General features: G+C 65.7%; 21 protein-coding genes and 3 tRNA genes. 16 read left to right on the top strand and 8 right to left on the bottom strand.

Annotated features, from left to right (window positions below; all coding sequences use genetic code 11):
- Positions 1–41 precede the first annotated feature (41 nt).
- Positions 42–908 carry a polyphosphate kinase 2 family protein gene (locus E3O67_RS03700; protein WP_134430806.1) on the top strand — a complete coding sequence of 289 codons (867 nt, stop codon included), beginning with the start codon at positions 42–44 and terminating at the stop codon, positions 906–908.
- A 103-nt stretch (positions 909–1,011) separates the two neighbouring features.
- Here the strand turns inward: E3O67_RS03700 and E3O67_RS03695 are convergent, their stop codons facing one another.
- On the bottom strand, positions 1,012–2,244 hold the full coding sequence (locus E3O67_RS03695) for an isochorismate synthase MenF (RefSeq protein ID WP_241981971.1): 1,233 nt from the start codon (positions 2,242–2,244) through the stop codon (positions 1,012–1,014).
- 65 nt (positions 2,245–2,309) lie between these two features.
- On the opposite strand from E3O67_RS03695, the gene ubiE reads away from it, so the two are divergent.
- From ubiE to E3O67_RS03680, 3 genes are read left to right on the top strand one after another with little or no spacing between them, the layout of a single operon-like run.
- Positions 2,310–3,035, top strand: coding sequence for a bifunctional demethylmenaquinone methyltransferase/2-methoxy-6-polyprenyl-1,4-benzoquinol methylase UbiE (gene ubiE, locus E3O67_RS03690; RefSeq protein WP_134430809.1), 726 nt, complete (start codon positions 2,310–2,312; stop codon positions 3,033–3,035).
- A 32-nt stretch (positions 3,036–3,067) separates the two neighbouring features.
- Entirely contained in the window at positions 3,068–4,138 is a 1,071-nt protein-coding gene (locus tag E3O67_RS03685; protein WP_370260024.1) for a polyprenyl synthetase family protein, read from the top strand.
- A 10-nt stretch (positions 4,139–4,148) separates the two neighbouring features.
- Positions 4,149–5,534, top strand: a complete 1,386-nt coding sequence (locus E3O67_RS03680) for an FAD-dependent oxidoreductase (RefSeq protein ID WP_135101890.1) — start codon at positions 4,149–4,151, stop codon at positions 5,532–5,534.
- 152 nt (positions 5,535–5,686) lie between these two features.
- On the opposite strand, the gene E3O67_RS03675 is transcribed toward E3O67_RS03680, so the two are convergent.
- Complete coding sequence (locus E3O67_RS03675; protein WP_134363544.1) at positions 5,687–6,175, bottom strand: YajQ family cyclic di-GMP-binding protein; 489 nt, start codon at positions 6,173–6,175, stop codon at positions 5,687–5,689.
- A gap of 25 nt (positions 6,176–6,200) precedes the next feature.
- On the bottom strand, positions 6,201–7,217 hold the full coding sequence (locus E3O67_RS03670; RefSeq protein ID WP_134396048.1) for a LacI family DNA-binding transcriptional regulator: 1,017 nt from the start codon (positions 7,215–7,217) through the stop codon (positions 6,201–6,203).
- A 152-nt stretch (positions 7,218–7,369) separates the two neighbouring features.
- On the opposite strand from E3O67_RS03670, the gene E3O67_RS03665 reads away from it, so the two are divergent.
- The 4 genes from E3O67_RS03665 (at position 7,370) to E3O67_RS03650 (ending at position 10,570) form a co-directional block, all read left to right on the top strand.
- Positions 7,370–7,451, top strand: a tRNA-Tyr gene (locus E3O67_RS03665).
- Positions 7,452–7,482: 31 nt separating this feature from the next.
- Entirely contained in the window at positions 7,483–8,322 is an 840-nt protein-coding gene (locus E3O67_RS03660; protein ID WP_135101888.1) for an inositol monophosphatase family protein, read from the top strand.
- 353 nt (positions 8,323–8,675) lie between these two features.
- The gene (locus E3O67_RS03655) at positions 8,676–9,524 is read left to right on the top strand and encodes a hypothetical protein (protein ID WP_167726462.1); all 849 of its coding nucleotides are present in this window, start codon (positions 8,676–8,678) and stop codon (positions 9,522–9,524) included.
- A gap of 17 nt (positions 9,525–9,541) precedes the next feature.
- Positions 9,542–10,570 carry a peptidoglycan DD-metalloendopeptidase family protein gene (locus E3O67_RS03650; RefSeq protein WP_206750555.1) on the top strand — a complete coding sequence of 343 codons (1,029 nt, stop codon included), beginning with the start codon at positions 9,542–9,544 and terminating at the stop codon, positions 10,568–10,570.
- 26 nt (positions 10,571–10,596) lie between these two features.
- On the opposite strand, the gene E3O67_RS03645 is transcribed toward E3O67_RS03650, so the two are convergent.
- A complete protein-coding gene (locus E3O67_RS03645; RefSeq protein WP_370260020.1) occupies positions 10,597–11,508 on the bottom strand; it encodes a GTP pyrophosphokinase family protein in 912 nt (303 codons plus the stop codon).
- A 239-nt stretch (positions 11,509–11,747) separates the two neighbouring features.
- Positions 11,748–13,415: an alpha-amylase family glycosyl hydrolase gene (locus E3O67_RS03640; RefSeq protein ID WP_134430819.1), complete on the bottom strand. Its 1,668-nt coding sequence runs from the start codon at positions 13,413–13,415 to the stop codon at positions 11,748–11,750.
- A gap of 172 nt (positions 13,416–13,587) precedes the next feature.
- Between E3O67_RS03640 and E3O67_RS03635 the strand changes: the two genes are divergently transcribed.
- The 7 genes from E3O67_RS03635 to E3O67_RS03605 all read left to right on the top strand — a co-directional run bounded on the left by E3O67_RS03635 (position 13,588) and on the right by E3O67_RS03605 (position 20,407).
- Entirely contained in the window at positions 13,588–14,826 is a 1,239-nt protein-coding gene (locus E3O67_RS03635) for a maltose ABC transporter substrate-binding protein (RefSeq protein ID WP_134397669.1), read from the top strand.
- A gap of 96 nt (positions 14,827–14,922) precedes the next feature.
- Complete coding sequence (locus E3O67_RS03630; protein WP_134430821.1) at positions 14,923–16,560, top strand: ABC transporter permease subunit; 1,638 nt, start codon at positions 14,923–14,925, stop codon at positions 16,558–16,560.
- A gap of 1 nt (position 16,561) precedes the next feature.
- Positions 16,562–17,470: a sugar ABC transporter permease gene (locus tag E3O67_RS03625; protein WP_134430824.1), complete on the top strand. Its 909-nt coding sequence runs from the start codon at positions 16,562–16,564 to the stop codon at positions 17,468–17,470.
- Between the two features lie 7 nt (positions 17,471–17,477).
- Entirely contained in the window at positions 17,478–19,343 is a 1,866-nt protein-coding gene (locus E3O67_RS03620) for a glycoside hydrolase family 13 protein (RefSeq protein WP_134430827.1), read from the top strand.
- A gap of 54 nt (positions 19,344–19,397) precedes the next feature.
- Positions 19,398–19,469, top strand: a tRNA-Thr gene (locus E3O67_RS03615).
- Between the two features lie 33 nt (positions 19,470–19,502).
- Positions 19,503–19,576: transfer RNA gene (locus tag E3O67_RS03610), tRNA-Met, on the top strand.
- A 549-nt stretch (positions 19,577–20,125) separates the two neighbouring features.
- Positions 20,126–20,407 (top strand): hypothetical protein, encoded by a 282-nt coding sequence (locus E3O67_RS03605; protein WP_134429309.1) that lies wholly within the window; start codon positions 20,126–20,128, stop codon positions 20,405–20,407.
- A gap of 110 nt (positions 20,408–20,517) precedes the next feature.
- Here the strand turns inward: E3O67_RS03605 and E3O67_RS03600 are convergent, their stop codons facing one another.
- On the bottom strand, positions 20,518–20,937 hold the full coding sequence (locus tag E3O67_RS03600) for a hypothetical protein (protein WP_134429311.1): 420 nt from the start codon (positions 20,935–20,937) through the stop codon (positions 20,518–20,520).
- A gap of 646 nt (positions 20,938–21,583) precedes the next feature.
- On the opposite strand from E3O67_RS03600, the gene fucO reads away from it, so the two are divergent.
- Positions 21,584–22,723 (top strand): lactaldehyde reductase, encoded by a 1,140-nt coding sequence (gene fucO / locus E3O67_RS03595; RefSeq protein ID WP_241981969.1) that lies wholly within the window; start codon positions 21,584–21,586, stop codon positions 22,721–22,723.
- Between the two features lie 79 nt (positions 22,724–22,802).
- Here the strand turns inward: fucO and E3O67_RS03590 are convergent, their stop codons facing one another.
- Positions 22,803–24,263 (bottom strand): rhamnulokinase family protein, encoded by a 1,461-nt coding sequence (locus tag E3O67_RS03590; protein ID WP_134429315.1) that lies wholly within the window; start codon positions 24,261–24,263, stop codon positions 22,803–22,805.
- 192 nt (positions 24,264–24,455) lie between these two features.
- Positions 24,456–25,622 carry an L-rhamnose isomerase gene (gene rhaI / locus E3O67_RS03585; protein ID WP_134429317.1) on the bottom strand — a complete coding sequence of 389 codons (1,167 nt, stop codon included), beginning with the start codon at positions 25,620–25,622 and terminating at the stop codon, positions 24,456–24,458.
- Between the last annotated feature and the right edge of the window lie 25 nt (positions 25,623–25,647).

Genomic DNA, 25,647 nt, shown 5'->3' with positions numbered 1-25,647 from the left:
GGGACACCCGCGGGACACTGGTCTGCAACGAAAGGCGCACCATGACTGAACACAGTGAGCAGGAATTCTGGGCCGGCGAACCGAGGGCGTTGCTGCGGGTGACGCCGGGGTTCCGGCTCGCGGACGTGGATCCCGGCTCCACGCCCGGCTTCGACGGGGTGGAGAAGGACAACGCGGACGAGGCGCTCGCCGCCGGTGTCGGCGTGCTGTCGGAGCTGCAGGAGATGCTCTTCGCGAACAGCCGGTCCGGCGACCCGCGCCGGGTGCTCCTCGTGCTGCAGGCCATGGACACGGCCGGCAAAGGCGGTATCGTGCGCCACGTCGTCGGCGCTGTCGACCCGCAGGGCATCCGTTTGCACGCGTTCAAGGCGCCCACCGACGAGGAACGGGCCCACGACTTCCTCTGGCGGGTGCGCACGCGGCTGCCCGACGCCGGCCTGATCGGGGTCTTCGACCGGTCGCACTACGAGGACGTGCTGGTCGGCCGGGTGCGCGCGCTGGCCCCGGCTGCAGAGATCGAGGAGCGCTACGGGGTGATCCGCGACTTCGAGCAGGGGCTCGTCGACCAGGGCACCACCATCGTCAAGGTCATGCTGCACATCGGCTCCGACGACCAGAAGGAACGCCTGGCCGAGCGGCTGGAGCGCCCGGACAAGCACTGGAAGTACCACCCGGGGGACATCGACGAACGGATGCTGTGGCCCGCCTACCAGGAGGCGTACCAGATCGCCCTCGAACGCACCTCGACCGACGACGCGCCGTGGTTCGTGGTGCCGGCCGAGAAGAAGTGGTACGCCCGCCTGGCCGTCCAGCACCTGCTGATCGACGCCTTGCAGCGCCTGGACCTGACTTGGCCGTCGGCGGCCTTCGACGTCGAGGTCGAGAAGGCCCGCCTCGCCGCGACTTGAGAGTGCCCGTTCCGGTCGGGAGTGACCCGCGGAACGGACACTCTCGACCGGAACGGGCACCCGTGCGACGGCCGTTCAGTCGATAGGCAAAGCGGGACGGAGGTCAGCCGAAGGCTTCGACGACGGGGCGGAACTTCATGCGGGTCTCGGCGAGCTCGCGCTCGGGCTCGGAGTCCAGCACGATGCCGCAGCCGGCATAGGCCGTGACGCCGCCGGCCGGGCTGACTTGGGCGCAACGCAGGGCGATCGCCCACTCGCCGTCGCCGTCGGCGCCGACCCAGCCCACCGGGCCCGCGTAACGGCCCCGGTCGAACGGCTCCAGTTCGCGGATCAGGGCGAGAGCCGTCTCGGTGGGAGTGCCGGCGACCGCGGCCGTCGGGTGCAGCGCGGCGATCAGGTCGAGGGAGTTCGATCCGTCGCTCAGGGTGCCCTCGACATCCGTCGCCAGGTGCCAGAGATTCGGCAGTTTCACGGTGAACGGGATCTCGCTGGTCGTGAGGTGCGAGGTGTGCGGGCGGAGCGAGGCGAGGACGCTCTGCACGGCGAACTCGTGCTCGTCGCCGTCCTTGGTGGACGTGGCCAGCTGGAGGGCGGCCTCCAGGTCGGAGGCGGCGTCCGCGCCCCGCGACATGGTGCCGGCCAGCACGCGGGCGTTGACCTCGCCGCGGTCGGCGCGGATAAGGGTCTCCGGGCTGGAGCCGACGAGGCCATCGACAGCGTAGGTCCAGCAGTCGGGGTAGCCCAGCGCCAGCTCGCTGACGGCGCGACGCAGGTCGGATTCGGCCGGCAGCCGGCCGACCAGGTCACGGGCCAGGACGACCTTGTTGAGATCGCCGGAGGCGATGCGGGACACGGCCTCGCCGACCGCATCGCGGTAGCCGGCCGGAGGCAGCGCGCCCGGCAGCAGGGAGATGCGGTACTCCGTGCCGAGGGGGCGCAGAGCCAGGGGGATCTCCGGCGGTGTGGTGCCGGTCGGCCAGATGCGGGTCACCCAGCACCGGCCGTTGTCGCGCCCGATGATGACCTGCGGCACGATCAGCACGCTGGTCTGGGCCGAGGAGGCGTCGAACGCGAAGGCTCCGAAGGCGAGCAGGCCGGTGCCGGTGCGGGCGATCGGGTCGGACACGGTGGCGGCGGCCGCGATCTCCCGCCAGGCGGTGGCGGCATCCGTGAACCGGGTCGCGCCGGAGAATTCGAGCCTCAGCGCCGTGCCGATGCCGGCCAGACCCTGGTTGCGGCGCATCCACAGCAGTGGTTCGCGGGTGTCGAGCAGAAGAATCAGTTGGCGGATGTCGGCGATGGGGGTGGTTTCAACCGTTAGAGCCTGAGCATTCACCTGCACAGCCTATGCCAGCGGCTGTGGAGAGCCCCGCGTGTCCGTGGGCAATCTAGACTGAGTAAGTGAGTAGAGCAGACCTCAATAAGCAGCCCGAGCAGGTCGCAGCCATGTTCGATCAGGTCTCCACCCATTACGACCGCACGAACGCCGTGCTCTCGGTTGGAAACGCAGCCCTGTGGCGGATGGCCGCGACCCGCGCCGTGAACCCCCGGCGCGGAGAACGCATCCTCGACATCGCCGCCGGAACGGGCACCTCCAGTGTCGCGCTGACGAAGACGGGCGCGCACGTCGTGGCCGCCGACTTCTCCGAGGGCATGATCAACGTGGGCCGTGCACGCCACGCGGACAACCCGCAGGTCGAGTTCGTGCAGGCCGACGCCACCGCACTGCCCTTCGCCGACAACGAGTTCGACGCCGTGACCATCTCGTTCGGCCTGCGCAACGTGGTCCAGCCCAAGAAGGCCCTGGCCGAGTTCTACCGGGTGACCAAGCCGGGCGGGCGCGTCGTGATCTGCGAGTTCTCCACGCCCCCGTTCGCCCCGATCCGGTTGGGCTACTTCGCCTACCTCACTCGGGTGATGCCGATGATCGTGAAGCTGGCGTCGTCGAACGCGGAGGCGTACGACTACCTGGGCGAGTCGATCGTGGCCTGGCCGAACCAGCAGACCCTCAGCGCCTGGCTGCGGAATGCCGGCTACGACGCCGTCGCCTACCGCAACCTGACTCTGGGCATCGTGGCCCTGCATCGCGGCGTCAAGCCGGCGGATGCGTCCGACGCGCCGTCCTGAATCCTCCCAGATCCGATCGTTAGGCTGACAGAGTGAAACCGAGCATGCCCCTGTTCCGTCGCGGTGCTTCCGTGACGAGCCAGCTCGGCCTCAGCGATCGCATTTTCTCCACAGCCCAGGACCGCGGCCTCGCCGCGGGGATCGACGCGGGAATCGTTCAGGTCGAGGCCAGCCTGCTGGCCGAGGTCACTTTCGCCGATGAGATTGCGAACGTCACCAGCAGGTACCTGCTCAACGCCGGCGGCAAGCGCGTGCGCCCCATGCTGGCGCTGCTGACCGCCCACCTCGGCCGCGGTAACCTGTCCGACGTGATCACCGCGGCCACGGCGATCGAGATCACCCACCTGGCCTCGCTCTACCACGACGATGTGATGGATGACTCGGACAAGCGTCGCGGGGTGCCGAGCGCCCAGACCGTGTGGGGAAACTCGGTGGCGATTCTGACCGGGGATCTGCTCTTCGCCCGCGCCAACCAGCTGATGGCACGGCTGGGTGAGCGGGCCATCCGTTTGCAGGCCGATACCTTCGAGCGCCTCGTGCTCGGACAGCTGCACGAGACGGTCGGCGCTCAGCCCGGCCAGGACCCGGTGGAGCACTACATCCAGGTGCTCGCTGACAAGACCGGGTCGCTGATCGCCGCGGCCGCCCAGGCCGGCATCATCTTCTCCGACGCCCCCTCCGAGTTCGAGAAGCCCGTGATCGCGTTCGGTGAGAAGATTGGCGTCGCCTTCCAGCTCATCGACGATGTGCTCGACCTCTCCCCGCAACCGGAGGAGACCGGCAAGGTGCCCGGCACCGACCTGCGCGCCGGGGTGGCCACCCTGCCGCTGCTGCGTCTGCGCGAGCGTGCCCCGCACGACCCTACCGCTTCCGCCCTGCTCGAACGCCTCGAACGCGACGTGATGGCCAGCAACGGCGTCGCGACCGCGGAAGCCGACTCGGCGATCACCGAGCTGCGCGAGCACGACGTGACCGGGCAGACCCTCGCCGAGGCGCACGGCTGGGCGCACGACGCGGTCGAGGCTCTCGCCCCGCTGCCGGACGGCTCGGTCAAGAAGGCCCTCACCCGCTTCGCCGACACGATCGTTGAACGATCAAGCTAGAAAGGCTTCCATGACCAAGTTGCGATTGGCCATTGTCGGCGCGGGACCTGCGGGAATCTATGCCGCCGACATCCTGCTCAAGGCGGAACGGAATTTCGAGGTTTCGATCGACCTGTTCGACCACCTGCCGGCACCATACGGTCTCGTGCGCTACGGCGTCGCGCCAGACCACCCACGGATCAAGGGCATCATCACGGCCCTGCGTGATGTGCTCGACCGCGGCGACATCCGCGTCTTCGGCAATGTGCGGTTCGGCATCGACATCACCCTCGACGACCTCAAGAAGCACTACAACGCCGTCATCTTCGCGACTGGAGCAGTGCACGACGCCGACCTAGACATCCCGGGCATCGATCTGGACGGCTCCTACGGGGCGGCCCGCTTCGTGAGCTGGTTCGACGGCCACCCAGACGTGCCGCGCACCTGGCCGCTGGACGCGCGGGAGGTGGCCGTCATCGGAAACGGCAACGTGGCGTTGGATGTCGCCCGGATGCTGGCCAAGCACGCCGATGACCTGCTGAGCACGGAGATCCCAGTGAACGTCTACGAGGGGCTCAAGGCGTCGCCGGTGACGGATGTGCACGTGTTCGGCCGCCGCGGGCCGACCTCCGTGAAGTTCACCCCGCTCGAGCTGCGGGAACTCGGCGACCTGCCCGACGTGGACATCGTCCTCTACGACGAGGACTTCGAGTACGACGCCGCCGCGCGGGACGCGGTGTCCAGCAACAAGCAGGTCTTCGTGATCGACAAGGTTCTGAACAAGTGGCGGGAGCGCCCGGCCGGGACGGCCAGTCGCCGCCTGCACCTGCACTTCTTCGCCAAGCCCCTCGAAATCGTCGACGACGGCACCGGCCGGGTCGGCGGCATCCGTTACGAACGCACCACCCCGGACGGGCAGGGCGGCGTCGTCGGCACCGGTGAGATCCGCGAGCTGCCGATTCAGGCCGTCTACCGCGCGGTCGGCTATTTCGGCTCACCGCTGCCGGGCGTTCCGTTCGACAAAAAGCGTGGCGTGATCCCCAACCGGGAGGGACAGGTGCTCTGGAAGGGTGACCCCTCGTTCGGGTCGAAGGGCGCCAACACGCAGATGTACGGCGTCTACGCGACAGGGTGGATCAAGCGTGGGCCGGTCGGGCTGATCGGGCACACGAAGTCGGACGCCATGGAGACCGTGCGGCACCTGATCAACGACCTCGGCAACTGGTGGCGCCCGGAGTCCCCGTCGGAGCAGAGCATCCTGGACCTGCTCGACGCACGCGGGGTGCACTACACGAACCTGGACGGCTGGCACCGGCTCGACCAGCACGAACTGGCGCTCGGCTCCGACGTGGGCCGCATTCGGGTCAAGGTCGTGCCTCGCGACGAGATGGTCGAGATCTCCCGGGCCGAGCGCTGACCTGCTCCTGACGAATTCGACGGAGATTTTGCCGGACAACCCGCTTTTCGGCCGGAATGCCGGCCGAATCGGCAAAATCTCCGTCGCATTGGTGAGGACTTGGGGCGTGCCAGCCCGGCCGTCGGCGCGACGCATCGGCCGCCGGGGCGGGACTAACGGAAGTTGACGAACTGCAGGGCGACGTCGAGGTCCTTGCCCTTGAGCAGGGACATGGTGGCCTGCAGGTCGTCGCGGCTCTTCGAGCTGACCCGCAGCTCGTCGCCCTGGATCTGGCTCTTGACGCCCTTGGGCCCCTCGTCCCGAATGATCTTGTTGATCTTCTTCGCGTTTTCCTGGTCGATTCCGGCCTTCATCGAGGCCTCGATCCGGAATTCCTTGCCCGAGGCGAAGGGATCGCCCGCATCCAGGCTGCGCAGGGAGATGCCGCGCTTGATCAGCTTCGATTCGAAGACTTCGAGGATCGCCTTGACGCGCTCCTCGGAGTTCGCCTTCATGAGCACCTTTTCGCCGCTCATCTCGATCGAGGCGCCGACATTCTTGAAGTCGTAGCGCTGGGCGACCTCTTTGTGGGCCTGGTTGAGGGCGTTGTCGACCTCCATCGGGTCAACCTTGCTGACGATGTCGAACGTTGAGTCTGCCATGCCTGCAATAGTACCCAGTGGGTGGCTATTCGCCGGGCCGGGCGGTGCTGGAGCGCACGAGGAGCTCGAAGGGCATCGGGGTGTTCAGAGAGGAGAGCTGGTTCTGGCCGGGGCGCAGCCGGTCCAGCAGGATCTCGACGGCTTTCTCGCCCTGCCCCTGCGGGAACTGGGCGATCGTGGTGAGGCCGAAGAAATCCGCGAGTTCGTGGTCATCGATTCCGATCACGGATACGTCCCGTGGCACGACGAGGCCGAGGTCCCGTGCCGCAAGGATGACTCCGATCGCCATCTCGTCTGAGCCGGCGAATACGGCGCTCGGCCGACCGCGCGGGTTGCCAAGAAGTTGTATGGCCGCTTGGTAGCCGCTCTTCATCGTGAAGTCCGCAGGCCTGAACAATTCGGCAGCCGGAGTGATTCCAGCTGCCGTCAGGGCTAACTCATAGCCGACCCGACGGTTGGTAGGAAGATGGAAGTCCCGGTCGACGTCCTCATTTCCACCGATGTGTGCGATCCGTGTGTGGCCCAGGGAGAGGAGATGTTCCGTGGCGAGCCTGGCCACGGCAACATCATCGATCGTGAGAGTGCGAACACCCTCGATCGGGCCGCCGACGCCGACCAGCGGCTTGTCGAGTGCGTGCAGGGTGGCAACTTCGGTCGTGGTCAGTTCGAGCGAAATCGCGATGACAGCATCCACTCTCTGACGCAACAGGAAATGGTTGAACACGATTCGGCGCTCGCCGCCGCCGCCGGTCAGGCTGAACAGGGTGAGGTCATAGCCGTTTTTCAAAAGGGATTTCTGAGCACCCTCGACAACGCTGGAGAAGAACCAGCGGTCAAGGAAGGGAACGACGACACCGATGTTCTTCATCCGTCCGGAGGCGAGACTCGATGCCGTGGAGGAGACGACGTAGCCGAGTTCCCCGGCGGATGCTTCGACCTTTAACCTGGTGGCAGGGGATACATGGCCGTTGCCGCTGAGTGCGCGCGAAACAGTGGCGGTAGAGACGCCCGCGTGGCGGGCGACGTCATCGATGCCTACCATGAGGTTCCTATCGGGAATGAAGTTGAGTCATCTCCGATCATATCCACCGTCCGATAGGTACCGGACGTGCCGATTTCTCCCTGGGCACCAAAACCTTGTATTCTGTCTGAGCGCCTCCGGTCACGTGTTTTGCATATGGTCGGGTGCGTATTGGCAAGTTACCCAAGTGGCCAAAGGGATCTGACTGTAAATCAGCCGTCTTAGACTTCGGGGGTTCGAATCCCTCACTTGCCACTCACACTTCTGCATCACCTAGCGTTGAGGCATGACAACTCCTGCCTCAGCCGGTTTGCTTCGCCTCGCCCAGGACACCGCGCTCGCCGCGGGGGAACTGGCCGCCAGGCGACGCGCCGGAGGGGTGCAGGTCGCCGCGTCGAAGTCCTCCCCGGAAGACATCGTGACCCTGGCCGACCAGGAGACCGAATCGCTGATTCGGGCTCTGCTGGCCGAGGCCCGGCCCGATGACGGTTTCTTCGGTGAAGAATCGGCGGCCACGCGCGGCACGTCCGGTCTGACCTGGGTCGTCGACCCGATCGACGGCACCGTCAATTACCTCTACGGGTTCCCGGCCTGGGCGGTCAGCATCGCCGTCGTCGAGGGAGACCCGGACCCGGACCCGGCCACCTGGACCACCCTGGCCGGCGCGGTCTACAACCCGACCGGCGACGAACTGTTCACCGCGGCCGCCGGTGAGGGGGCGTGGCTGGGCGGCCGCCGGCTACACGTGCCCACGGCCGTGCCGCTGTCGCTGTCGTTACTGGGCACCGGTTTCTCCTATCGCGCGGCCGAGCGGGAGCGCCAGGCGGACGTGGTGCGGGGCCTGATCGGCCAGGTTCGGGACATCCGTCGCATCGGGTCGGCCGCACTCGACCTGTGTTCAGTCGCCGCCGGGCGGTTGAACCTCTACTACGAGCGCGGGCTGAACCCCTGGGACCACGCGGCGGGGGCCCTGGTGGCGCGCGAAGCCGGCGCCCGCGTCGGCGGCTTCGGGGCCGAACGGGAGGGCGGCGACCTGCTCATTGCCGGAGCTCCCGGACTCTACCGGGTCTTCGAGCCTCTCTTGGCCGATCTATTCGAAGAATTCATGACCGACGGGAAAGCCTAGGCGCCTGAACCGCATCGACCGAGACGGATACCGCGGAAACACGGGCAACCGAGGTGTTTCGGGAGGCCCACCGGCCGTGTCGGAAGCGGAGGCAGGTGCCCCGCTTTCGGGTGTCATTCTGTGTCCGGCTGTGCAATTCCGGGGCCGCAGACGGTAGTCTGTAGTGATTCGTTACTTTGGCTTAGGTCGAAGAGACTACCCTTTTCACTTCCGACGCGCCGAAAGTACCTCTCCTTTGCTCCCTCCCTCGTCCAGCCCGGCTGCCTCGCTGCCGGGTGTGAGTGACCCCGCCGGGAGGCCCCTCACACGCCGTGAGCTGCGCGAGCGCGAGCGGATGTCCGTGTCGGCGCTGGATGTCTCGCCGCTGGACCTCGCCGCCTCTGCGCTGGCAGCCACGGCCGAGCAGACGGCTCCCGTGTACCCTTACGCAGACGCAGACGCAGACGCAGACGCAGACGCAGACGCAGACGCAGACGCAGACGCAGACGCAGACGCAGACGCAGACGCAGACGCAGACGCAGACGCAGACGCAGACGCAGACGCAGACGCAGACGCAGACGCAGACGCAGACGCAGACGCAGACGCAGACGCAGACGCAGACGCAGACGCAGACGCAGACGCAGACGCAGACGCAGACGCAGACGCAGACGCAGACGCAGACGCAGACGCAGACGCAGACGCAGACGCAGACGCAGACGCAGACGCAGACGCAGACGCAGACGCAGACGCAGACGCAGACGCAGACGCAGACGCAGACGCAGACGCAGACGCAGACGCAGACGCAGACGCAGACGCAGACGCAGACGCAGACGCAGACGCAGACGCAGACGCAGACGCAGACGCAGACGCAGACGCAGACGCAGACGCAGACGCAGACGCAGACGCAGACGCAGACGCAGACGCAGACGCAGACGCAGACGCAGACGCAGACGCAGACGCAGACGCAGACGCAGACGCAGACGCAGACGCAGACGCAGACGCAGACGCAGACGCAGACGCAGACGCAGACGCAGACGCAGACGCAGACGCAGACGCAGACGCAGACGCAGACGCAGACGCAGACGCAGACGCAGACGCAGACGCAGACGCAGACGCAGACGCAGACGCAGACGCAGACGCAGACGCAGACGCAGACGCAGACGCAGACGCAGACGCAGACGCAGACGCAGACGCAGACGCAGACGCAGACGCCGCGACGCTGACGCCGGACGCCACGCTCTTGGTCGTCTCAAGCCTCGATGCGCCCGAAATCGAGACCGTGACGATCGCGGACTCGGACCGCCTCATCGCCGCACCGGCCGCCGTTGACGCGCCGGTTTCCGATGTAGATCGGCTGCAGACCTCCATCTCGGCCGTCACGACGTCCACGGAGATCCCGTTCCCCACCCGGGCCCAGCGCCGTGCGGAACAGCCCCCCGCCCGCTCCTCCCGCCCGCGCCGCGCCTCGGCCCGGGAGCGCCTGGCGCCCGCCGTTCGGCCGACAGCCGCCACGGCGCCATCGTCCCGGCCCGGCACGTCTGCCCCCGCGAACCGTGTGCGCAAGTTCGCCACGACGGGCGTCACGATGGTCGCCATGGCCTTTGTCGCCCTGATGGCCGTGGCCACCTCCCTACCGGCCGAGGCACTGCTGTCCTCCGCCGACGTGCAGGCCGCCGCGTACAACGCACAGCTGGATGCGATGGGCGAACCTGCCCAGACGCTGTCCATGACCGGCGGAGCGGACACCATCTCGGTCGAGCGTGACGGTTACGAGTCGAAGACCATCGCCGAGGTCGCAGCGGCCAGCGGCATCCGGATGGAAGCGACCTTCACGAACAACCCGAACGGCACCGTGCAGTGGCCCTTCTCGGTGGGCGTGCACATCGGTGACGAGTTCGGCTTCCGCGACTGTGCGGGCTGCTCCTCCAACCACGGCGGCCAGGACTTCAACCCGGGCCTCGGTGCACCGATCCAGTCGATCGCCGACGGCGTCGTGCGCTACGCCGAAGACGGCGAAGGCAGCCTCGGCGTGCACATGATCATCGACCACATGATCGACGGCGAACTCGTCTCCAGCGTCTATGCGCACATGATCCACGACTCGATGCTCTTCGAGGCCGGCGACGTCATCACGGTCGGCCAGGTCATCGGCAAGGTCGGCAACACCGGAATGTCCACCGGCCCACACCTGCACTTCGAGATCCGTGTCGGCGGCAAGGAAGGCACGAAGGTCAACCCGCTCGTCTGGCTGTACGCCAACACGAACTAGGTCAATCGGAACCGGGCCGATCGGAACTAGCCGGCGGCCTCGTCCTCGTCGTCTTGCTCGGCCTCCGGCCTGTCCGCGCCGGAGGGCGCGGCGGCCCGGGTGCGGCTGATTGCAGCGAGGAGCCCCTCGGGCAACGCGAGCTGCGACAGCCCCGCGATCTCGAGCAGGTCGGTCTCGCTGCGGCCATCGGGATCCATGGCTAGGACCTGATCGTGCAAACCCTCCATTTTCAGGTCGAGGCGGTTGGCGACATCCGCCGCCTGTTTGAGGTCGGCTACCAGATCGATCGGAACCGCCCCGCGGTACTTGTAATAGATCTTGTGCTCGAGGCTTGCCCAGAAGTCCATCGCGACGGTGCGGATTTGGATCTCGACCGTGACCTCGTCGACCCGGTCGGACATGAAGACGGGGATGTCGACGATCAGGTGCAGGCTCTTGTAGCCGTTCGGCTTGGGGGCGGCTATGTAGTCCTTGACCTCGAGCACCGTGACGTCGAGCTGGCTGGTGAGCATGTCGAGGATGCGGTAGGTGTCGGAGATGAAGCTGCAGGTGATCCGGATGCCGGCGATGTCCTGGATCTGGGCGCGGATGTCGTCGAGGACCAGGGGGCAACCCTTGCGGACGGCCTTCTTCAGGATGCCCTCGGGCGACTTCAACCGCGAGGCGACGTGCTCGATCGGACTGTAGTCGTGGATGGAGGCGAACTCCTCCTTCAAGATGTTGATCTTCGTCATCATCTCGTCGGTCGCGAACTTGTACGCCAGCATGAACCGGGTCAGCTCTGTCTTGAGCTCGCGCAGTTCGGCGAGGTCCCGGTGCGAAGGTGTTGTCTGAGCGGCTGCGGCTGCGGCTGCTGTGGCGGATCCGGTTCCGGTGCCGGTGCCGGTGCCGGTGCCGGATCCGTGTTCGGTGCCGTGGTCCATCCCCGTGCCGGTCACTGCTGCTCCTTCTGTGCGCTGCGCGCACAGATCGGGCGACGCCCTTCGATTGTCCCATGGCGGGGCTGCCGGGCCGCTGATGGCGGTGCCGGGGTGCGCGGCGTCGGTCGCCCACGAGTATCACTCTGCCCTGTGTCCCGAACGAATTCGACGGAGATTTTGCTCTGGAAACGGGTTTTGGGCTTCAAACCGGCCGTTTCGGGCAATATCTCCGTCGAATTGGTTCAGGCGGAGGCTGGCTAGGCGCGCAGCCAGACGGTGGTGTCGCCGGGCAGGGTGTTTCCGGGCAGCGGGCCGCTGGCGAGCAGGAGCTCGCCGGCAGGCAAAGGCACGGATGCCGCACCCGTGTTCGCGACGACCGTCACCGCGCCGTTCGTGAACGCCACGATCTCGTCAGCGTGGGCGTCCAGCCACTCCACCGAACCCAGTCCGAGGGTGTGCTCCCGGCGCAGGCGCAGGGCCAGCGTGTACAGCTCGAGGGTGGAGCCGGTGACGCCGGCCTGCGCGTCGCGGGCGAGTCCCGCCCACTCGGCCGGCTGCGGCAGCCAGCTCGCCGAGGTCGGGCCAAAGCCGTAGGAGGGTGCGGCGGCTTCCCAGGGAAGCGGCACGCGGCATCCGTCACGGCCGTATCGTTCCCCGTTGGTACGAAACCAGGTGGGGTCCTCGCGGGCGGAGTCGGGCAGGTCGATGACCTCGGGCAGGCCCAGTTCCTCGCCCTGGTAGAGGTAGCTGGATCCCGGCAGTGCGAGCATGAGCGCCGAGGCGGCCCGGGCGCGGTGCAGGCCGATCACGGTGTCGGGGAGGTCGGGCGTCTTCGGCCCGATGCCGTGGCCCTGCAGGTTTTCGTGGTTGAGCGCGAGGCGGGAGGCGTGGCGCACGACGTCGTGGTTCGAGAGTACCCAGGTGCTCGGGGCGCCCACCGCGCCGAATGCGGCCAGGGAGTCGTCAATGACGCGGCGGAGGGCCGGCCCGGCCCAGGCGGTCTCGAGGTAGGCGAAATTGAAGGCCTGATGCATCTCGTCGGGGCGCACCCAGTCGGCGACGTGGCTGAGCGGGTCGACCCAGGCCTCGGCGGCGAGGATGCGGTCGCCCGGGTACTCGTCGAGGATCAGCCGCCAGTCGCGGTAGATTTCGTGCACACCGTCCTGGGCCCAATAGGGCGCGGTTTCGGGCCACTCGGTGATGATGCCTGGCCCCTCCGTCGAGGCGCCGCCCATGCTGCCGCCCGCGACCGGAGGCGTGTAGTCGGGAAGACCGGCCGCTTTGATCATGCCGTGCGCGACGTCCACCCGAAAACCGTCTGCCCCGCGGTCGAGCCAGAACCGGAGCACATCACGGAATTGCGTCTTCACCCATTCGTTGTCCCAGTCGAAGTCGGGTTGGGTGGTGTCGAAGAGGTGCAGGTACCACTGGCCGGGAGTGCCGTCCGGGTTCGTGACGCGGGTCCAGGCATTGCCGCCGAAGACGGAATCCCAGTTGTTCGGGGGAAGGTCGCCGTTTTCGCCCTGGCCGTCACGGAAGATGTAATGCGCGCGCTCCTCACTGCCCTTGGCGGCGGCGAGGGCAGCTTCGAACCACGGATGGTCACTTGAGGAGTGGTTCGGCACGAGATCCACGATCACGCGGATGCCCAGCTCGTGTGCCGTGTGCTGCAGGGTGTCGAAGTCAGCGAGCGTGCCGAAGAGCGGGTCGACATCGCAATAATCGGCCACGTCGTAACCAGCGTCGTTCTGCGGTGACGTGTAGAACGGCGAGAGCCAGATGGCGTCGATCCCGAGAGCCCGGAGAGCAGGGAGACGATTGGTGATGCCGGTCAGATCGCCCATCCCGTCACCGTTGGCGTCCGCAAAGGACCGAGGATAGATCTGATAGATAACTGCGGTTCGCCACCACTCTGAGCCTGTCATGAAAAGAAACCCTACGGCATTTTCATGATGATGGAAGCGCTTGCAGGCCTGTGGGCTGCGCGTATCACCTGCCCGAGATATAGATCCGACTATTTCAGTTGTCAATGGTTCCGAAAGTTGCTATACATGTAAACGCTTGCATAAAATTCAATGTCCTGAGAAAGGCACACCAATGATGGTGAACATGAAAGGTCTCGTCGCTGCCGGCGCCGTAGTGGTCGCAGCGTCCCTCGCATTGTCCGGATGCTCCGGCGGGGCCTCCCCGCAGGATGGCGACGGCGATAAAGCCGCCGCCAACACTTTAACGGTTTGGGTCGATGCCGACCGCGGCACGGTCCTCAAAGACGCGGCGGCGGCATTCACGAAAGAATCCGGCGTCAAGGTAAAGCTCATCCAGAAGGACTTCCCCAAGATCCAGGAAGAGTTCATTGCACAGGTTCCGACCGGCAAGGGCCCCGACATCACGATCGGCGCCCACGACTGGATCGGGAACCTCGTCTCGAACGGCGTGCTCAAGCCCGTCGAACTCGGTGATACGACCGCTGACTTCCAGCCGGTCGCCGTCACCGCGATGACCTTCGAGGGCAAGACCTACGGTGTCCCCTACTCGATCGAGAACATCGCCCTCCTCCGCAACACGGCCCTGGCGCCGACCGCGCCGGCGACGTACGCGGACATGGTCGCCGCCGGCACCGCCGCCGGCACTGAGTTCCCGTTCCTCGTACCCGTTGGACCGGAATCGGACCCCTATCACCTGTACCCGTTCCAGACCTCGTTCGGTGCCCCCGTGTTCGGCACCAACTCCGACGGCAGCTATAACGCCGAAGACCTCTCGATCGGCAACGCCGGTGGAGAGGCCTACGCGGCGTGGCTCGCATCCGAAGGCGCCGCAGGGCACCTCAGCGTGAACATCACCAACGACATCGCCAAAGAGAAGTTCAACGCCGGCGCATCGCCGTTCTTCCTCTCCGGTCCGTGGAATGTCCCGGATGCCCAGAAGGCCGGCATCGACGTTGCGATCGACCCGATCCCGACTGCCAGCGCCAACCCTGCCCAGCCGTTTGTTGGCGTGCAGGGCTTCTTCGTGAGTGCGAAGACCAAGAACGCTCTCGCTGCCAATGAGTTCCTGGTGAACTACATCGGCTCCGAAGAGGTGCAGACGGCACTCTACGAGGTCGGCGGGCGCCCGCCGGCGCTGACCAGCGCCTTCGAGGCAGCTGCCGCCGACCCGATCACCGCCGGTTTCGGTACGGTCGGCGCAACCGCCGTTCCGATGCCCAACATCCCGCAAATGGGCAAGGTCTGGCAGTTCTGGGGTGTCACCGAGGCCGCGATCATCGCGGGCGAGGGCGACCCGGCTGCGCTGTGGCAGAAGATGACTGGCGAAATCCAGGGCGCCATCGCGAAGTAACACCGTGTGCCCGGCTCCATCAGGGAGCCGGGCACCGCGTGCTCCACCACCACACATCAGGCAAGGTTGCCGGCAGGCGCCAGAGATCGGACGAAGATGCCCACCCCACGAACAGGTCGCGATCGCACCGCGCGCGACAACTCGCTGGTCACCCAGTTGAGGCAATCCAAGCGGGCGGGACGAATTGCCGAGGCGGCGTCCGTCGGGATCAAGACTCTCCTGGTGAAAATTCTGCTCCTCGGTATTGTTGACGCGATCAGCGTCTACGCCCTCTTCGTGCTCTTCCTGAAGCAGGACTGGGTCGTTTTCGGACTCGTTCTGGCAGTTACTCTGATCGTCAACTGGATCTACTTCAGCAAAAACGCCCTGCCGGCCAAGTACCTCACCCCCGGCCTGATCTTCCTTGTGATCTTTCAAATCTTTGTTGTGGGCTATTCCGGCTACATCGCTTTCACGAACTACGGCACCGGGCACAACAGCACCAGGGAGGACGCGGTTTCATCACTCATCGCCTCCGCGCAGCAGCGAGTGCCGGACTCGGTCGCGTATGACATCACCGTGATCGAGCAACTGGGTGCCTATAGTCTCCTCGTCACCGACCCTGACGGTCGGATCAGCGTCGGCAGTGCCGACGCGCCCCTGCGTGAAGTCACCGATGCCGAGACGGATGCCGACGGCGTCGCCACCGCACTTCCCGGCTACACCTCGCTCAAGTTCAGCGACATCGCTGCCAATCAAGAGGTCATCGCGGCCCTCTCGGTGCCCCTCACCGACGACCCGAACGAGGGGGTGCTCCGCACCCCGGACGGCTCAAAGGCCTATCTCTACCTATCCGATCTGGTCTACGACGAGGCCGCGAGAACGATGACGAACACCACGACGAACGTCGTCTACGCCGAGGACCGTACAGTCGGGGCGTTCGCCGCGGAGGACGGTACCGAACTGCGCCCCGGCTGGAAGGTTGAGGTCGGATTCGATAACTTTGCCCGTGCGTTCGGCACGGATTCCATTCGGGGGCCGCTGATCAACGTGACCCTGTGGACCTTCGCCTTCGCTTTCCTTTCTGTCGCCACCACGTTCGCGCTCGGGCTCTTCCTGGCGCTGGTCTTCAATGACCTGCGGATGCGCGGACGCAACGTCTACCGCGTCGTCTTGATTCTTCCCTACGCGTTCCCGGCATTCCTGTCCGCGCTGGTCTGGGCGGGGCTGCTCAACCCGCAGTTCGGCTTCGTCAACCAGGTGCTGTTCGGCGGGGCGGAAATACCCTGGCTCACAAACGAATGGCTGGCAAAATTCAGCATCATCTTCGTGAACCTGTGGCTCGGCTTCCCCTACATGTTCCTGGTCTGCACGGGTGCTCTTCAGTCGATTCCCGGCGAGTTGCAGGAGGCGGCAACGGTCGACGGGGCGCGGCCCTGGCAGGTGTTCCGGCTGATCAAGCTACCGCTGCTGCTCGTGTCGGTGGCCCCGCTGCTCATCTCGTCGTTCGCGTTCAACTTCAACAATTTCAACCTCATCTACATGCTCACCAATGGCGGGCCGAGAGACGTTACCGCGGGAGTGAATGTGGGTGCGACCGACATCCTCATCTCGATGGTTTACAAGGTCGCCTTCGTCGGTGCGAACCGCGACTACGGATTGGCGAGTGCGTTCTCCATCATCATTTTCCTGCTGGTCGCGATCGTTTCGATCATCAGCTTTAGGCAGACCAAGGCACTAGAGGAGCTGAACTGACATGCAGGTCAACAATCGGGAGACAAGCGACCGCATCGTCGCGCGAAAGTCGTCATTCCAGTTCAAGCGCTGGTTCAAAGCAACGGGATGGCGCCACCTGATCGGCGTGTTCATGGCCGTGTTCTCGGCGTTCCCCCTTGTCTACGTGCTCTCGGCAGCGCTGCAACCCGGCGGCACTCTGATCACGGCAAATGGGCTCTTCAGCGAGGTGAGCCTCGGCAGCTTTGTGACGCTCTTCAACCTGCCCCAACAGCCATACGCCGCCTGGTACGGGAATACCCTGATCATCGGAGTGATCACTTCGATCGGCACGGTATTTTTGGGCGCCCTTGCGGCGTATTCCTTCTCCCGGATGCGTTTTTTCGGTCGCCGGGGGGGACTGCTCACGCTCGTACTGTTGCAGATGTTTCCCCAACTGTTGGCTGTCGTTGCGATATTCCTCCTGCTCAACGGCATCTCCGATATCTTCCCCGCGATCGGGCTGGACTCGCAGGTCGGCCTGATCATGGTCTACCTCGGCGGGGCTCTTGGGGTGAACACCTACTTGATGTACGGATTTTTCAACACGATTCCCGCATCGATCGATGAGGCCGCCAAGTTGGACGGTGCCGGGCACGCGCGCATCTTCTTCACGATCATCCTGCGACTGGTCGCACCCATTTTGGCGGTCGTCGGCCTTCTCTCCTTCATCGGCACGACGAACGAGTTCGTCATCGCGAGCATCGTGCTGATCAGCCCGGAGAATCAGACCCTCGCGGTGGGCCTCTACCAGTTCGTATCTCAGAAATTCTCTACTAACTACTCGGTCTTCGCGGCCGGCGCCGTGCTCGCCGCACTGCCCGTGATGGCCCTGTTCCTCTGGCTGCAGAAGTACATCGTCGGCGGCCTGACCGCCGGATCGGTGAAGTAAGGGGCGCATGCTTCCGCACCACGACGGGTCGGACCTGTATGTCTCCGAACAGGCTCCCCGTCCGGGTGACACGGTCGGCGTGCGGGTGCGGGTGCCCGAGGCGTGGGGCGCCGTCGCATCCGTGCACGTGCGCTCGACGCCCGACCGGGAACCGCGCTTCCACGAGGCCCGGCTGCTCGGCGCGGCCGATGGCTGGCGGTGGTGGCAGGCCGAGGTCGAAATTCTGAACCCGGTCAACGGCTACCGGTTCCTGATCAACCGGGCGGACGGCGGCCACTGGTGGCTGAACGCCGCCGGGGCGCAGCCCTTCGAGACTGTCGACGCCGAGGACTTCAAGCTCCTCGGCCATCCTGCCCCACCGGCGTGGGCCGCATCGACCGTGATGTACCAGATTTTCACGGACCGGTTCGGGCGCTCCCCGGCCGCCGCGCTGCGCGAGAAGCCGGCCTGGGGCGTGCCCGCGGAGTGGGACGATCCAGTGGCGAAGGGCCAGCCGGCCCGCTCGCACCAGTTCTACGGCGGGGACCTCGACGGCATCGCGGCGCACCTGGACCACCTCGACCGGCTCGGCGTCACGCTGCTCTACCTGACCCCCATGTTCCCGGCCGGCTCGAGCCACCGCTACGACGCGCAGAGCTTCGACCTGGTCGACCCGTCCCTCGGCGGCGACGCCGCCCTCGTGCGGCTGGTCGAGGCCGCCCACGAGCGTGGCTTCAAGGTGATCGGCGACCTCACCTCGAACCACTCCGGCAATCGGCACGAGTGGTTCCGGGCCGCGCAGCAGAGCCCGGACGCCCCCGAGAGCGACTTCTACTACTGGCTCGACGAGCGGCACGAGCAGTATGCGTCCTGGCTGGGCGTGCCCGAACTGCCGAAGTTCAACTGGTCCTCGACCGAGCTGCGGCGCCGGTTCATCGAGGGACCGGACTCGGTGGTCGCGAAGTGGCTGCGGGCCCCGTTCCACCTCGACGGCTGGCGCATCGATGTCGCGAACATGACCGGCCGTCTGCAGGGGGAGGACCTGAACGCCCTGGTGCGGCAGACCATTCGGCGCACCATGATCGCGGAGAACCCGGACACGATCCTGCTCGGCGAGTCGACCAATGACGCCGCGGGCGACTTCCAGGGCGACGGCTGGCACGGCGCGATGACGTACACGACCTTCACCCGCCCGGTCTGGAGCTGGCTCTCGAAGCCGGAGAGCCCGTCGTCGTTCTTCGGGCTGCCCTACGGCACCATCCCGCTGACCGATGGCCGTGCCTTCGTGGACGCCCACCTCCGGTTCACGGCCGGCTACCCCTGGCGCACCCGGCTGGCCACCATGAACGCGCTCGACACGCACGACACGCCGAGGTTCCGCACCCACGCGATCGACGGTGGAGTGGCCGTGGCCTTCGGGCTGAGCGTCACCATGCCGGGCATCCCGGTGGTCTTCGCCGGCGACGAGTTCGGCCTGGTCGGAGACGACGGCGAGGCCTCGCGCACGCCCATGCCCTGGGATACGGCGGACGACCCGGAGGTGGCAGCCACGATCGACCTGTATGCGGCGCTGATCCACCTGCGTACCGCCCACCCGGCCCTGAACGGCGGTGGAATGCGCTGGGTGCACGTGGGCGCGGATGTGGTCGCCTACGTGCGTGAGTGTGCGGAGGAGACGGTGCTGCTGGTTGCCGCCCGCGCAGCGTGCACGGTGACCCTGCCGCCCGCGGCGGTGGCGGGAGCACCGACCCGGCTCTTGGGCGACGCCGCCGTCGGCATGGTGGGCGGGCGCATCCGTCTGCAAACGAACGGGCCGAGCTTCACCGCGTGGTCGCTGCCGGGGGTGGCGGTGCCCGATCGGGGCCCGCGGTCATCGGGCAGGCCAAGTTGGTGATAATATTTACCGGTTGCCGAAATGCGGCTTAGTTTTCGTTCACACGAATGCTTCGCCCCCTTAGCTCATTGGTAGAGCACTTCCTTGGTAAGGAAGAGGTAGTGGGTCCGATTCCCACAGGGGGCTCTGGCTTGGAAGCTCTTGCAGCCGACAGGTCGTGGCGGGGTAGCTCAGTTGGTTAGAGCACACGGCTCATAATCGTGGTGTCGCGGGTTCAATTCCCGCTCCCGCTACACATAAAGGCCCTTTGACCAGCAATTCTAACGGTCTCAGGGCCTTTCCTTTTGCCCGGATGCTGTCCGACTCCGCTCTAGATTTTTGTTTCGGGGAAAACTCCGTTGAGTATACGTGCGGACGCGTCTCGTACGCATCGGTGAAAGACGGCCAGAGTCTCAACGAGTGCCGTCCGACGCGTGTGAGCGGTAGCTCCTTACGAACTGGCCAAATGCGACTCAGGCGGCTTTCCCGCTCGGGCGGGGCGCAGTCCACCCTGGACGGGGAGTGCCACAGGCCGCTGGCTCAGGGTCGGCTGGTGAACTCGGCGCTCACAGGAGAGCAACCTGACAGCATGGTTGCGATCATTCGTCTGGTCACAGTCGAGTGCCGTCGTTCTTGTTCCAATCTGGAGGCCACTCTTCGCGCGCAGCGTTCACCCACTCCGGCGACTTGCCTGGCCACCCTGCCGGAACTGTGTCCCCTTGAACGCAGTACTGGCTTCGGTGCTCCCCGCCGCCCGTCCCCGGCACAGCTCCCCCAGGAGTGCGGCGCCAGGCGCCCCATACTTGTCCTCGCTCGGCGGTCTCGACCACGAACCCGTGATCGGCGGGCAAGCCGTGACGATCAGCGTCGACGATGAGATCGGTGAGGTGATCCCAGTAGCGGTCCTGTCGACGCTCATACTGTCCGTTCTGGCACGTCCATATCCAGTCAAGTCTTTTCTTGGTGACATCGAATTCGCCCCGGTCAATATGGAGGCCGTCTTCATCCGTTCCGGGTTGACCACGATTGCGCTGAATCGAGGCGAGTCGCTCTGTTTCCTCGCCAGTGCGTCGCTTAATGTCTAGGCGGAAAACACGCATCCGTCGCAAGCCCTCTCGGAACCCGTTGCCGTCGGCGACCCCGTTGTACCTGCCATTGAACTGTGAGAGGAGGCTAAGTCTGAGTCGCGTGCCGATCATGAACGCGAGCACACGTCGGAAAGTGAGTGGCTTCCGGATCGCTTGGAATCGTGAAAGAACCTTTTCGGCGACTGCATAGAAAGCGAAAGTGTGGAAAGGAGTCTGTGCGCCAGTTCCCCGCCCGATTTGAACGAGAACGATCGGACAACCATCGGCAACACAACGGCGCCTGTGAGAATGATCGCGTCCTTGAGAAGGTTCCATTCCCAGAGGCCAACGCGCCAGGCACCCGCGGTTGAGGCCGCCGATGCGGCAACCACAAGCAGATAGACGCTAACCAATTTCGGCGCGAACGCAGCTCGAAGCGCGCCGATGATCGACGGAGCAAAGTGCTGTCGGAACTTAGGGACAACAACGAGCGTGAGCGCCACTGCGCCCATGAGTAAGAGCGACGCAATCTCGCGTGTTGTGAGCATCGCCCCGTCCGTTCAGCCATTGGCAGTGCCGTGCTCGCCATATAGTGCGCAGTCTGCACGGATCGACAGAGGGAGTGCGGTGCACGCACATAACGGGTCCGGGGTCGTTGTGACTGTGACTCGAGCACGCTGACCCGCAAGGTGTTGGTCAGGCAAAACCCGTTCGTCGTCCTAGTGAGATCCCTGATGGCATGCCACGAACACAGATGGCACGCGGTAATACATGTGCGGCCCGACCGTCGTCCGTGTCGGGGCCGGCTGGCAAGATCGGCCCATGCCCGTCCTCATCCACATGCCCTGTCGGCCGAACCGAGGTGCGCCTGCTTGTCGGCGGCAACGTTGCGAAGCACGGCGAAGTGCCATGTGCGTTCACGAAAATGCCGAGCGCCGGGCCTCCGGCCAGGACAGACTCTCGGCCCAAGGCCGCGCCGATGTGGCGAGCCATAGATCCGAGATTGGACGGCGCAATAGTCAGTGGACGGGGAATTTGAGCTACAACTCACTGGTTGGTCCGGTGGGGTTTTAGCTCGTCCAACCTGTCCGTCTGTCTGAGCCGTTGCTAATTCTTTTCGAGTCGAAGAGTATGCTTTCACTATTGAAACGATTCAATAAAATCTAGAGGGTGGTTACGACCATGAGTAATCGAATGATCTGGAATCAGACGGCGCACTTCGGAGCGGGTGCCATAGCGGAGATACCCGGTGAACTCGCTTCCCGGGGATTCGCCAAGGCGTTTGTGGTGTCGGACAAGGTTCTGGTCGACACTGGCGTGACCGGACGGGTGACGCGGCTGCTTGACGACATGGGCTTCCCCTTCGAGGTGTATTCCGATGTCACTCCGAACCCGCCGATCGAGGCGGTTCTGCGCGGACTGGCCGCGTTCGAGGCATCCGGTGCCGACGTGCTCATCGGGATCGGCGGCGGCTCGCCGCAAGATACCTGCAAGGCGATCGGAATCATCTCGACCAACCCCGAGTTCGCCGATGTGCGCAGCCTTGAGGGCGTTGCCGCGACGAAGAATCCGTCCGTACCGATCATCGCGGTGCCGACGACCGCCGGCACCGCCTCAGAGACAACGATCAACTACGTGATCACCGACGTCGAGCGCCAGCGCAAGTTCGTCTGCGTCGACCCGCACGCGATTCCCGTTGTTGCTGTCGTCGACTCCGAGATGATGTCCTCTGCTCCCCGATCGCTCAAGGTTGCCACCGGGCTCGACGCCCTCACGCATGCGATCGAGGGTTACACCACGAAGGGTGCTTGGGAGCTCTCCGACCTGTTCCACCTCAAGGCAATTGCCACCATCGCCGAGTCCCTGCTTGGCGCGGCCAACGGCGACCCCGTGGCCACCGAGCGGATGGCCCTCGCCCAGTACATTGCGGGCATGGGCTACTCGAACGTGGGCCTCGGCCTCGTGCACGGGATGGCCCACCCGCTCGGCGCGTTCTACAACGCCCCGCACGGGGTTGCCAACGGCATCCTGCTGGCGCCGGTGATGGCGTTCAACGCGGATGCTACCGGCGAGCGTTTCCGGGACATCGCGGTGGCCTTGCGGGTGGAGGGTGCCGCCGACTTGTCGATCGCCGACGCCCGCATGGCTGCCGTCGCGGCGGTGTCCGCGTTTACCCGTGACCTCGGCAACCCCACCACGCTGCGCGAGATCGGGGCGAAGGAGGAGGACCTTCCGGCCCTCGCCCAGGCAGCCTTTGACGACGTATGCACGGGCGGCAACCCGCGCGACGTCACGGTGGAGCAGATCCTCGCGCTGTACTGGTCGGTCTACTAGACACTCGGGCATCGAAGAAGCGTCCGGCGCGAGTTCGCCGGACGCTTCTTCGTCGTTGCCGTGTGGATGGCGGTCGGCACTACCGGCTGACCAGCGTGCAGGCCGGAAGGTATCGCTCCGGGCTGAAGCTGCGGGCGACGAGGCCGCGCAGCTCCTCGAGGGACCCGGTGACGAGCCCCTGCGCGCGGGCCTGGATCAGCACGTTGCCGATTGCAGTGGCCTCCACGGGCCCGGCGAGCACGGGCAGCCCGGTACGGTTGGCCGTAAGCTGGCAGAGCAGACGGTTCTGCGATCCGCCGCCGACCATGTGCACGATCCCGACCGTGCGGCCGGAGAGCAGGCTTGCTTGTTCGACGCCGCGGGCGAAGGCATCCGCGAGGCTCTCCAGGATGCTGCGCACGAGCTCGGCGTTCGACCGCGGCGCCGGGAGGTCATTCTCTACGCAGTGCGCACGGATGCGGGTCGGCATGTCTCCGGGGGCCAGGAACTGCTGGTCGTCGGCGTCGAACACGGCCACGGGCGTAGTCACCGCCTCGGCCCGGCGGAGCAGGTCCGAGAGCACGATCGTTTGCCCCTCGTGTTCCCAGGTGCGGATGGACTCGCTGAGCAGCCAGAGCCCCATCACGTTGTGCAGATAGCGCACACGGCCGTCGACGCCGCCCTCGTTGGTAAAGTTCTGCGCGCGGCCGGCTGTGCTGAGCACGGGGGAGTCGAGCTCGACGCCGACGAGCCCCCACGTGCCGCACGAGATATAGGCGAAGTCCTCCCTGGCAGCAGGCACGGCGACGACGGCGGATGCGGTGTCGTGCGAGCCAACAGCCGTAACCGCGATCGGGCTGTGGGATTTGATCTCGGCGGAGACGTCGGGCAGCAACGACCCAATCCAGGTGCCCGCGTCGACGAGAGGCGGGAACATGCGGCGGTCGAAGCCGAGCCGTTCGATCAGCGGGGTGTCCCAGTCGCCGGTGTGCACATTCAGCAGGCCCGTTGTCGACGCGTTCGTGCGTTCGGCGGCCGCGGTGCCGGTCAGCCAGTAGTTGAAGAGGTCGGGTACCAGCAGGAACTGGTCGGCCAGGTCGAGGGCACCGGTGGTGAGATCGGCGGTGAGCTGATAAAGGGAATTGAACGGCAGGAATTGTAGCCCGTTCGCGGCATAGAGTTCCGACGGCCCGGCGACCGCGTGGGCGATCTCGACGGCCGGCAGGTTGCGGTCGTCCCGGTAGTGGTAGGGGAGCTGCTGCATCCGTCCCTGCCGCAGTAGGGCGTAGTCGACGGCCCATGAATCCACGCCGATGCTGGTGAGGCCGGGCTCTTCGGCGGCCGCGGTCGTGAGTCCGGCCAGCACGCAGCGGTAAAGTTCGACGATATTCCAGTGCAGCGCGCGCCGGCCGCCCTCATTCAGGCGGATGGGCCCATTGGGGAACCGCGCCACCGGTCGCAGGCGCAGCTCGTTCTGCCCGATATAGCCCAGCATCACCCGACCGCTGGTCGCGCCTAGGTCGACGGCCGCGACCACGGCGGCATCCGTCAGTTTCGTCATTTTCGTACTTTCTCAATCGTGGGTGGGCCGCCCAACGCAGCTTCGGCGCCACGACCGCATGGCCTGGCGCCGAAACCGCTCAACTGGCGGGTGCTGTCAAAGGGAGTGTTGTGCTTTTCCCTTTCCGTTGAGAGTGCCCGGCAAAGCGGGCAATCTCAACGGCGCGGGAGCAAGCGCGGGGGCTAAGTGGAGCTAGGCGCCCCAGCCAGCCTGGGTGCCCCCGACCCGGTCGGCCGAGATCTTCTCCTGGTAACCGGATGCCGCGTAGGCCTTCATCGGGTCTCCGGCGAGCCCACGGGACTCGCGCCACGCGGCCAAGTCGGGGCGAACATCGGCGTAGAAGGCGTCCATCATGATTGCGTTGGCGCCGAGGACGTCGCTGTTCATCTGGGCGGTGGCGAGGGCTTCATTGTCGACGAGCAGGGCGCGCGCCGTCATCTCCTGCACATTGAGCACGGAACGGATCTGGCCGGGTATCTTCTCTTCAACGTTGTGGCACTGGTCGAGCATGAACGCCACCGTGGAGTCGGGGCCGTAGCCGCCACCGCGGATCACTTCGTAGAGGATGCGGAACAGCTGGAAAGGGTCGGCCGCCCCGACGATGAGGTCATCGTCGGCGTAGAAGCGTGAGTTGAAATCGAAGGAGCCGAGCTTTCCGAGGCGCAGCAGCTGAGCGACGATGAACTCGATATTGGTGCCGGGGGCGTGGTGGCCGGTATCGAGGCAGACCATCGCCCGGTCGCCGAGGGCGGAGACCTGGGAGTAGGAGGTTCCCCAGTCGGGAACATCAGTGTGGTAGAAGGCCGGCTCAAAGAACTTGTACTCGAGGACGAGACGCTGGTTTGCGCCCACGCGGTCGTAGATTTTCGCGAGGGAGTCCGCGAGGCGGTCCTGCCGGCCGCGGATGTCGCCCTGGCCGGGATAATTCGTGCCGTCTGCCAACCACACTTTCAGGTCACGGGAACCGGTCTGGTCCATTACGTCAATGCACTCGAAGTGATGATCGATCGCCCGCTGGCGCACCTTCGGGTCGATGTGGGTGAGGCTGCCGAACTTGTACACGTCGTCCTGGAACGTATTGGAGTTGACTGTGCCCAGTTTCACGCCATGGTCTTCGGCGAACGCGCCGAGTGCGTCGTAGTCCTCGACCTTGTCCCACGGGATGTGCAAGGCGACGCTGGGGGACAGGGCGGTGTATTGGTTCACCTGAGCGGCATCCGCGATCTTTTCCTGCGGCGTGCGCGGGGTGCCAGGGGTGCCAAACACCTTGAACCGGGTGCCCGAATTGCCGAAAGCCCAGGAGGGGAGCTCGATGGCCTGGCTTTCCAGGAGGAGGAGAGTTTCTGCGTTTACCGTCATGGGGTCACTTCTCTGTGGATACTGC

This window comes from Cryobacterium sp. TMT3-29-2 (genome assembly GCF_004564305.1).
Classification (GTDB): Bacteria; Actinomycetota; Actinomycetes; order Actinomycetales; family Microbacteriaceae; genus Cryobacterium; species Cryobacterium sinapicolor.
The sequence above is the reverse complement of the archived record's forward strand: the minus strand, read 5'-3'. Positions and strand labels throughout refer to the sequence as shown.

Bases quoted from the DNA above. Each gene is read 5' to 3' on its own strand.
- E3O67_RS03700 (WP_134430806.1), top strand. From the start codon at position 42: ATGACTGAACACAGTGAGCAGGAATTCTGGGCCGGCGAACCGAGGGCG.
- E3O67_RS03680 (WP_135101890.1), top strand. From the start codon at position 4,149: ATGACCAAGTTGCGATTGGCCATTGTCGGCGCGGGACCTGCGGGAATC.
- E3O67_RS03675 (WP_134363544.1), bottom strand. From the start codon at position 6,175: ATGGCAGACTCAACGTTCGACATCGTCAGCAAGGTTGACCCGATGGAG.
- E3O67_RS03670 (WP_134396048.1), bottom strand. From the start codon at position 7,217: ATGGTAGGCATCGATGACGTCGCCCGCCACGCGGGCGTCTCTACCGCC.
- E3O67_RS03660 (WP_135101888.1), top strand. From the start codon at position 7,483: ATGACAACTCCTGCCTCAGCCGGTTTGCTTCGCCTCGCCCAGGACACC.
- E3O67_RS03655 (WP_167726462.1), top strand. From the start codon at position 8,676: ATGTCTCGCCGCTGGACCTCGCCGCCTCTGCGCTGGCAGCCACGGCCG.
- E3O67_RS03640 (WP_134430819.1), bottom strand. From the start codon at position 13,415: ATGACAGGCTCAGAGTGGTGGCGAACCGCAGTTATCTATCAGATCTAT.
- E3O67_RS03635 (WP_134397669.1), top strand. From the start codon at position 13,588: ATGATGGTGAACATGAAAGGTCTCGTCGCTGCCGGCGCCGTAGTGGTC.
- E3O67_RS03630 (WP_134430821.1), top strand. From the start codon at position 14,923: ATGCCCACCCCACGAACAGGTCGCGATCGCACCGCGCGCGACAACTCG.
- E3O67_RS03625 (WP_134430824.1), top strand. From the start codon at position 16,562: ATGCAGGTCAACAATCGGGAGACAAGCGACCGCATCGTCGCGCGAAAG.
- E3O67_RS03620 (WP_134430827.1), top strand. From the start codon at position 17,478: ATGCTTCCGCACCACGACGGGTCGGACCTGTATGTCTCCGAACAGGCT.
- E3O67_RS03600 (WP_134429311.1), bottom strand. From the start codon at position 20,937: ATGCTCACAACACGCGAGATTGCGTCGCTCTTACTCATGGGCGCAGTG.
- fucO (WP_241981969.1), top strand. From the start codon at position 21,584: ATGATCTGGAATCAGACGGCGCACTTCGGAGCGGGTGCCATAGCGGAG.
- E3O67_RS03590 (WP_134429315.1), bottom strand. From the start codon at position 24,263: ATGACGAAACTGACGGATGCCGCCGTGGTCGCGGCCGTCGACCTAGGC.
- rhaI (WP_134429317.1), bottom strand. From the start codon at position 25,622: ATGACGGTAAACGCAGAAACTCTCCTCCTCCTGGAAAGCCAGGCCATC.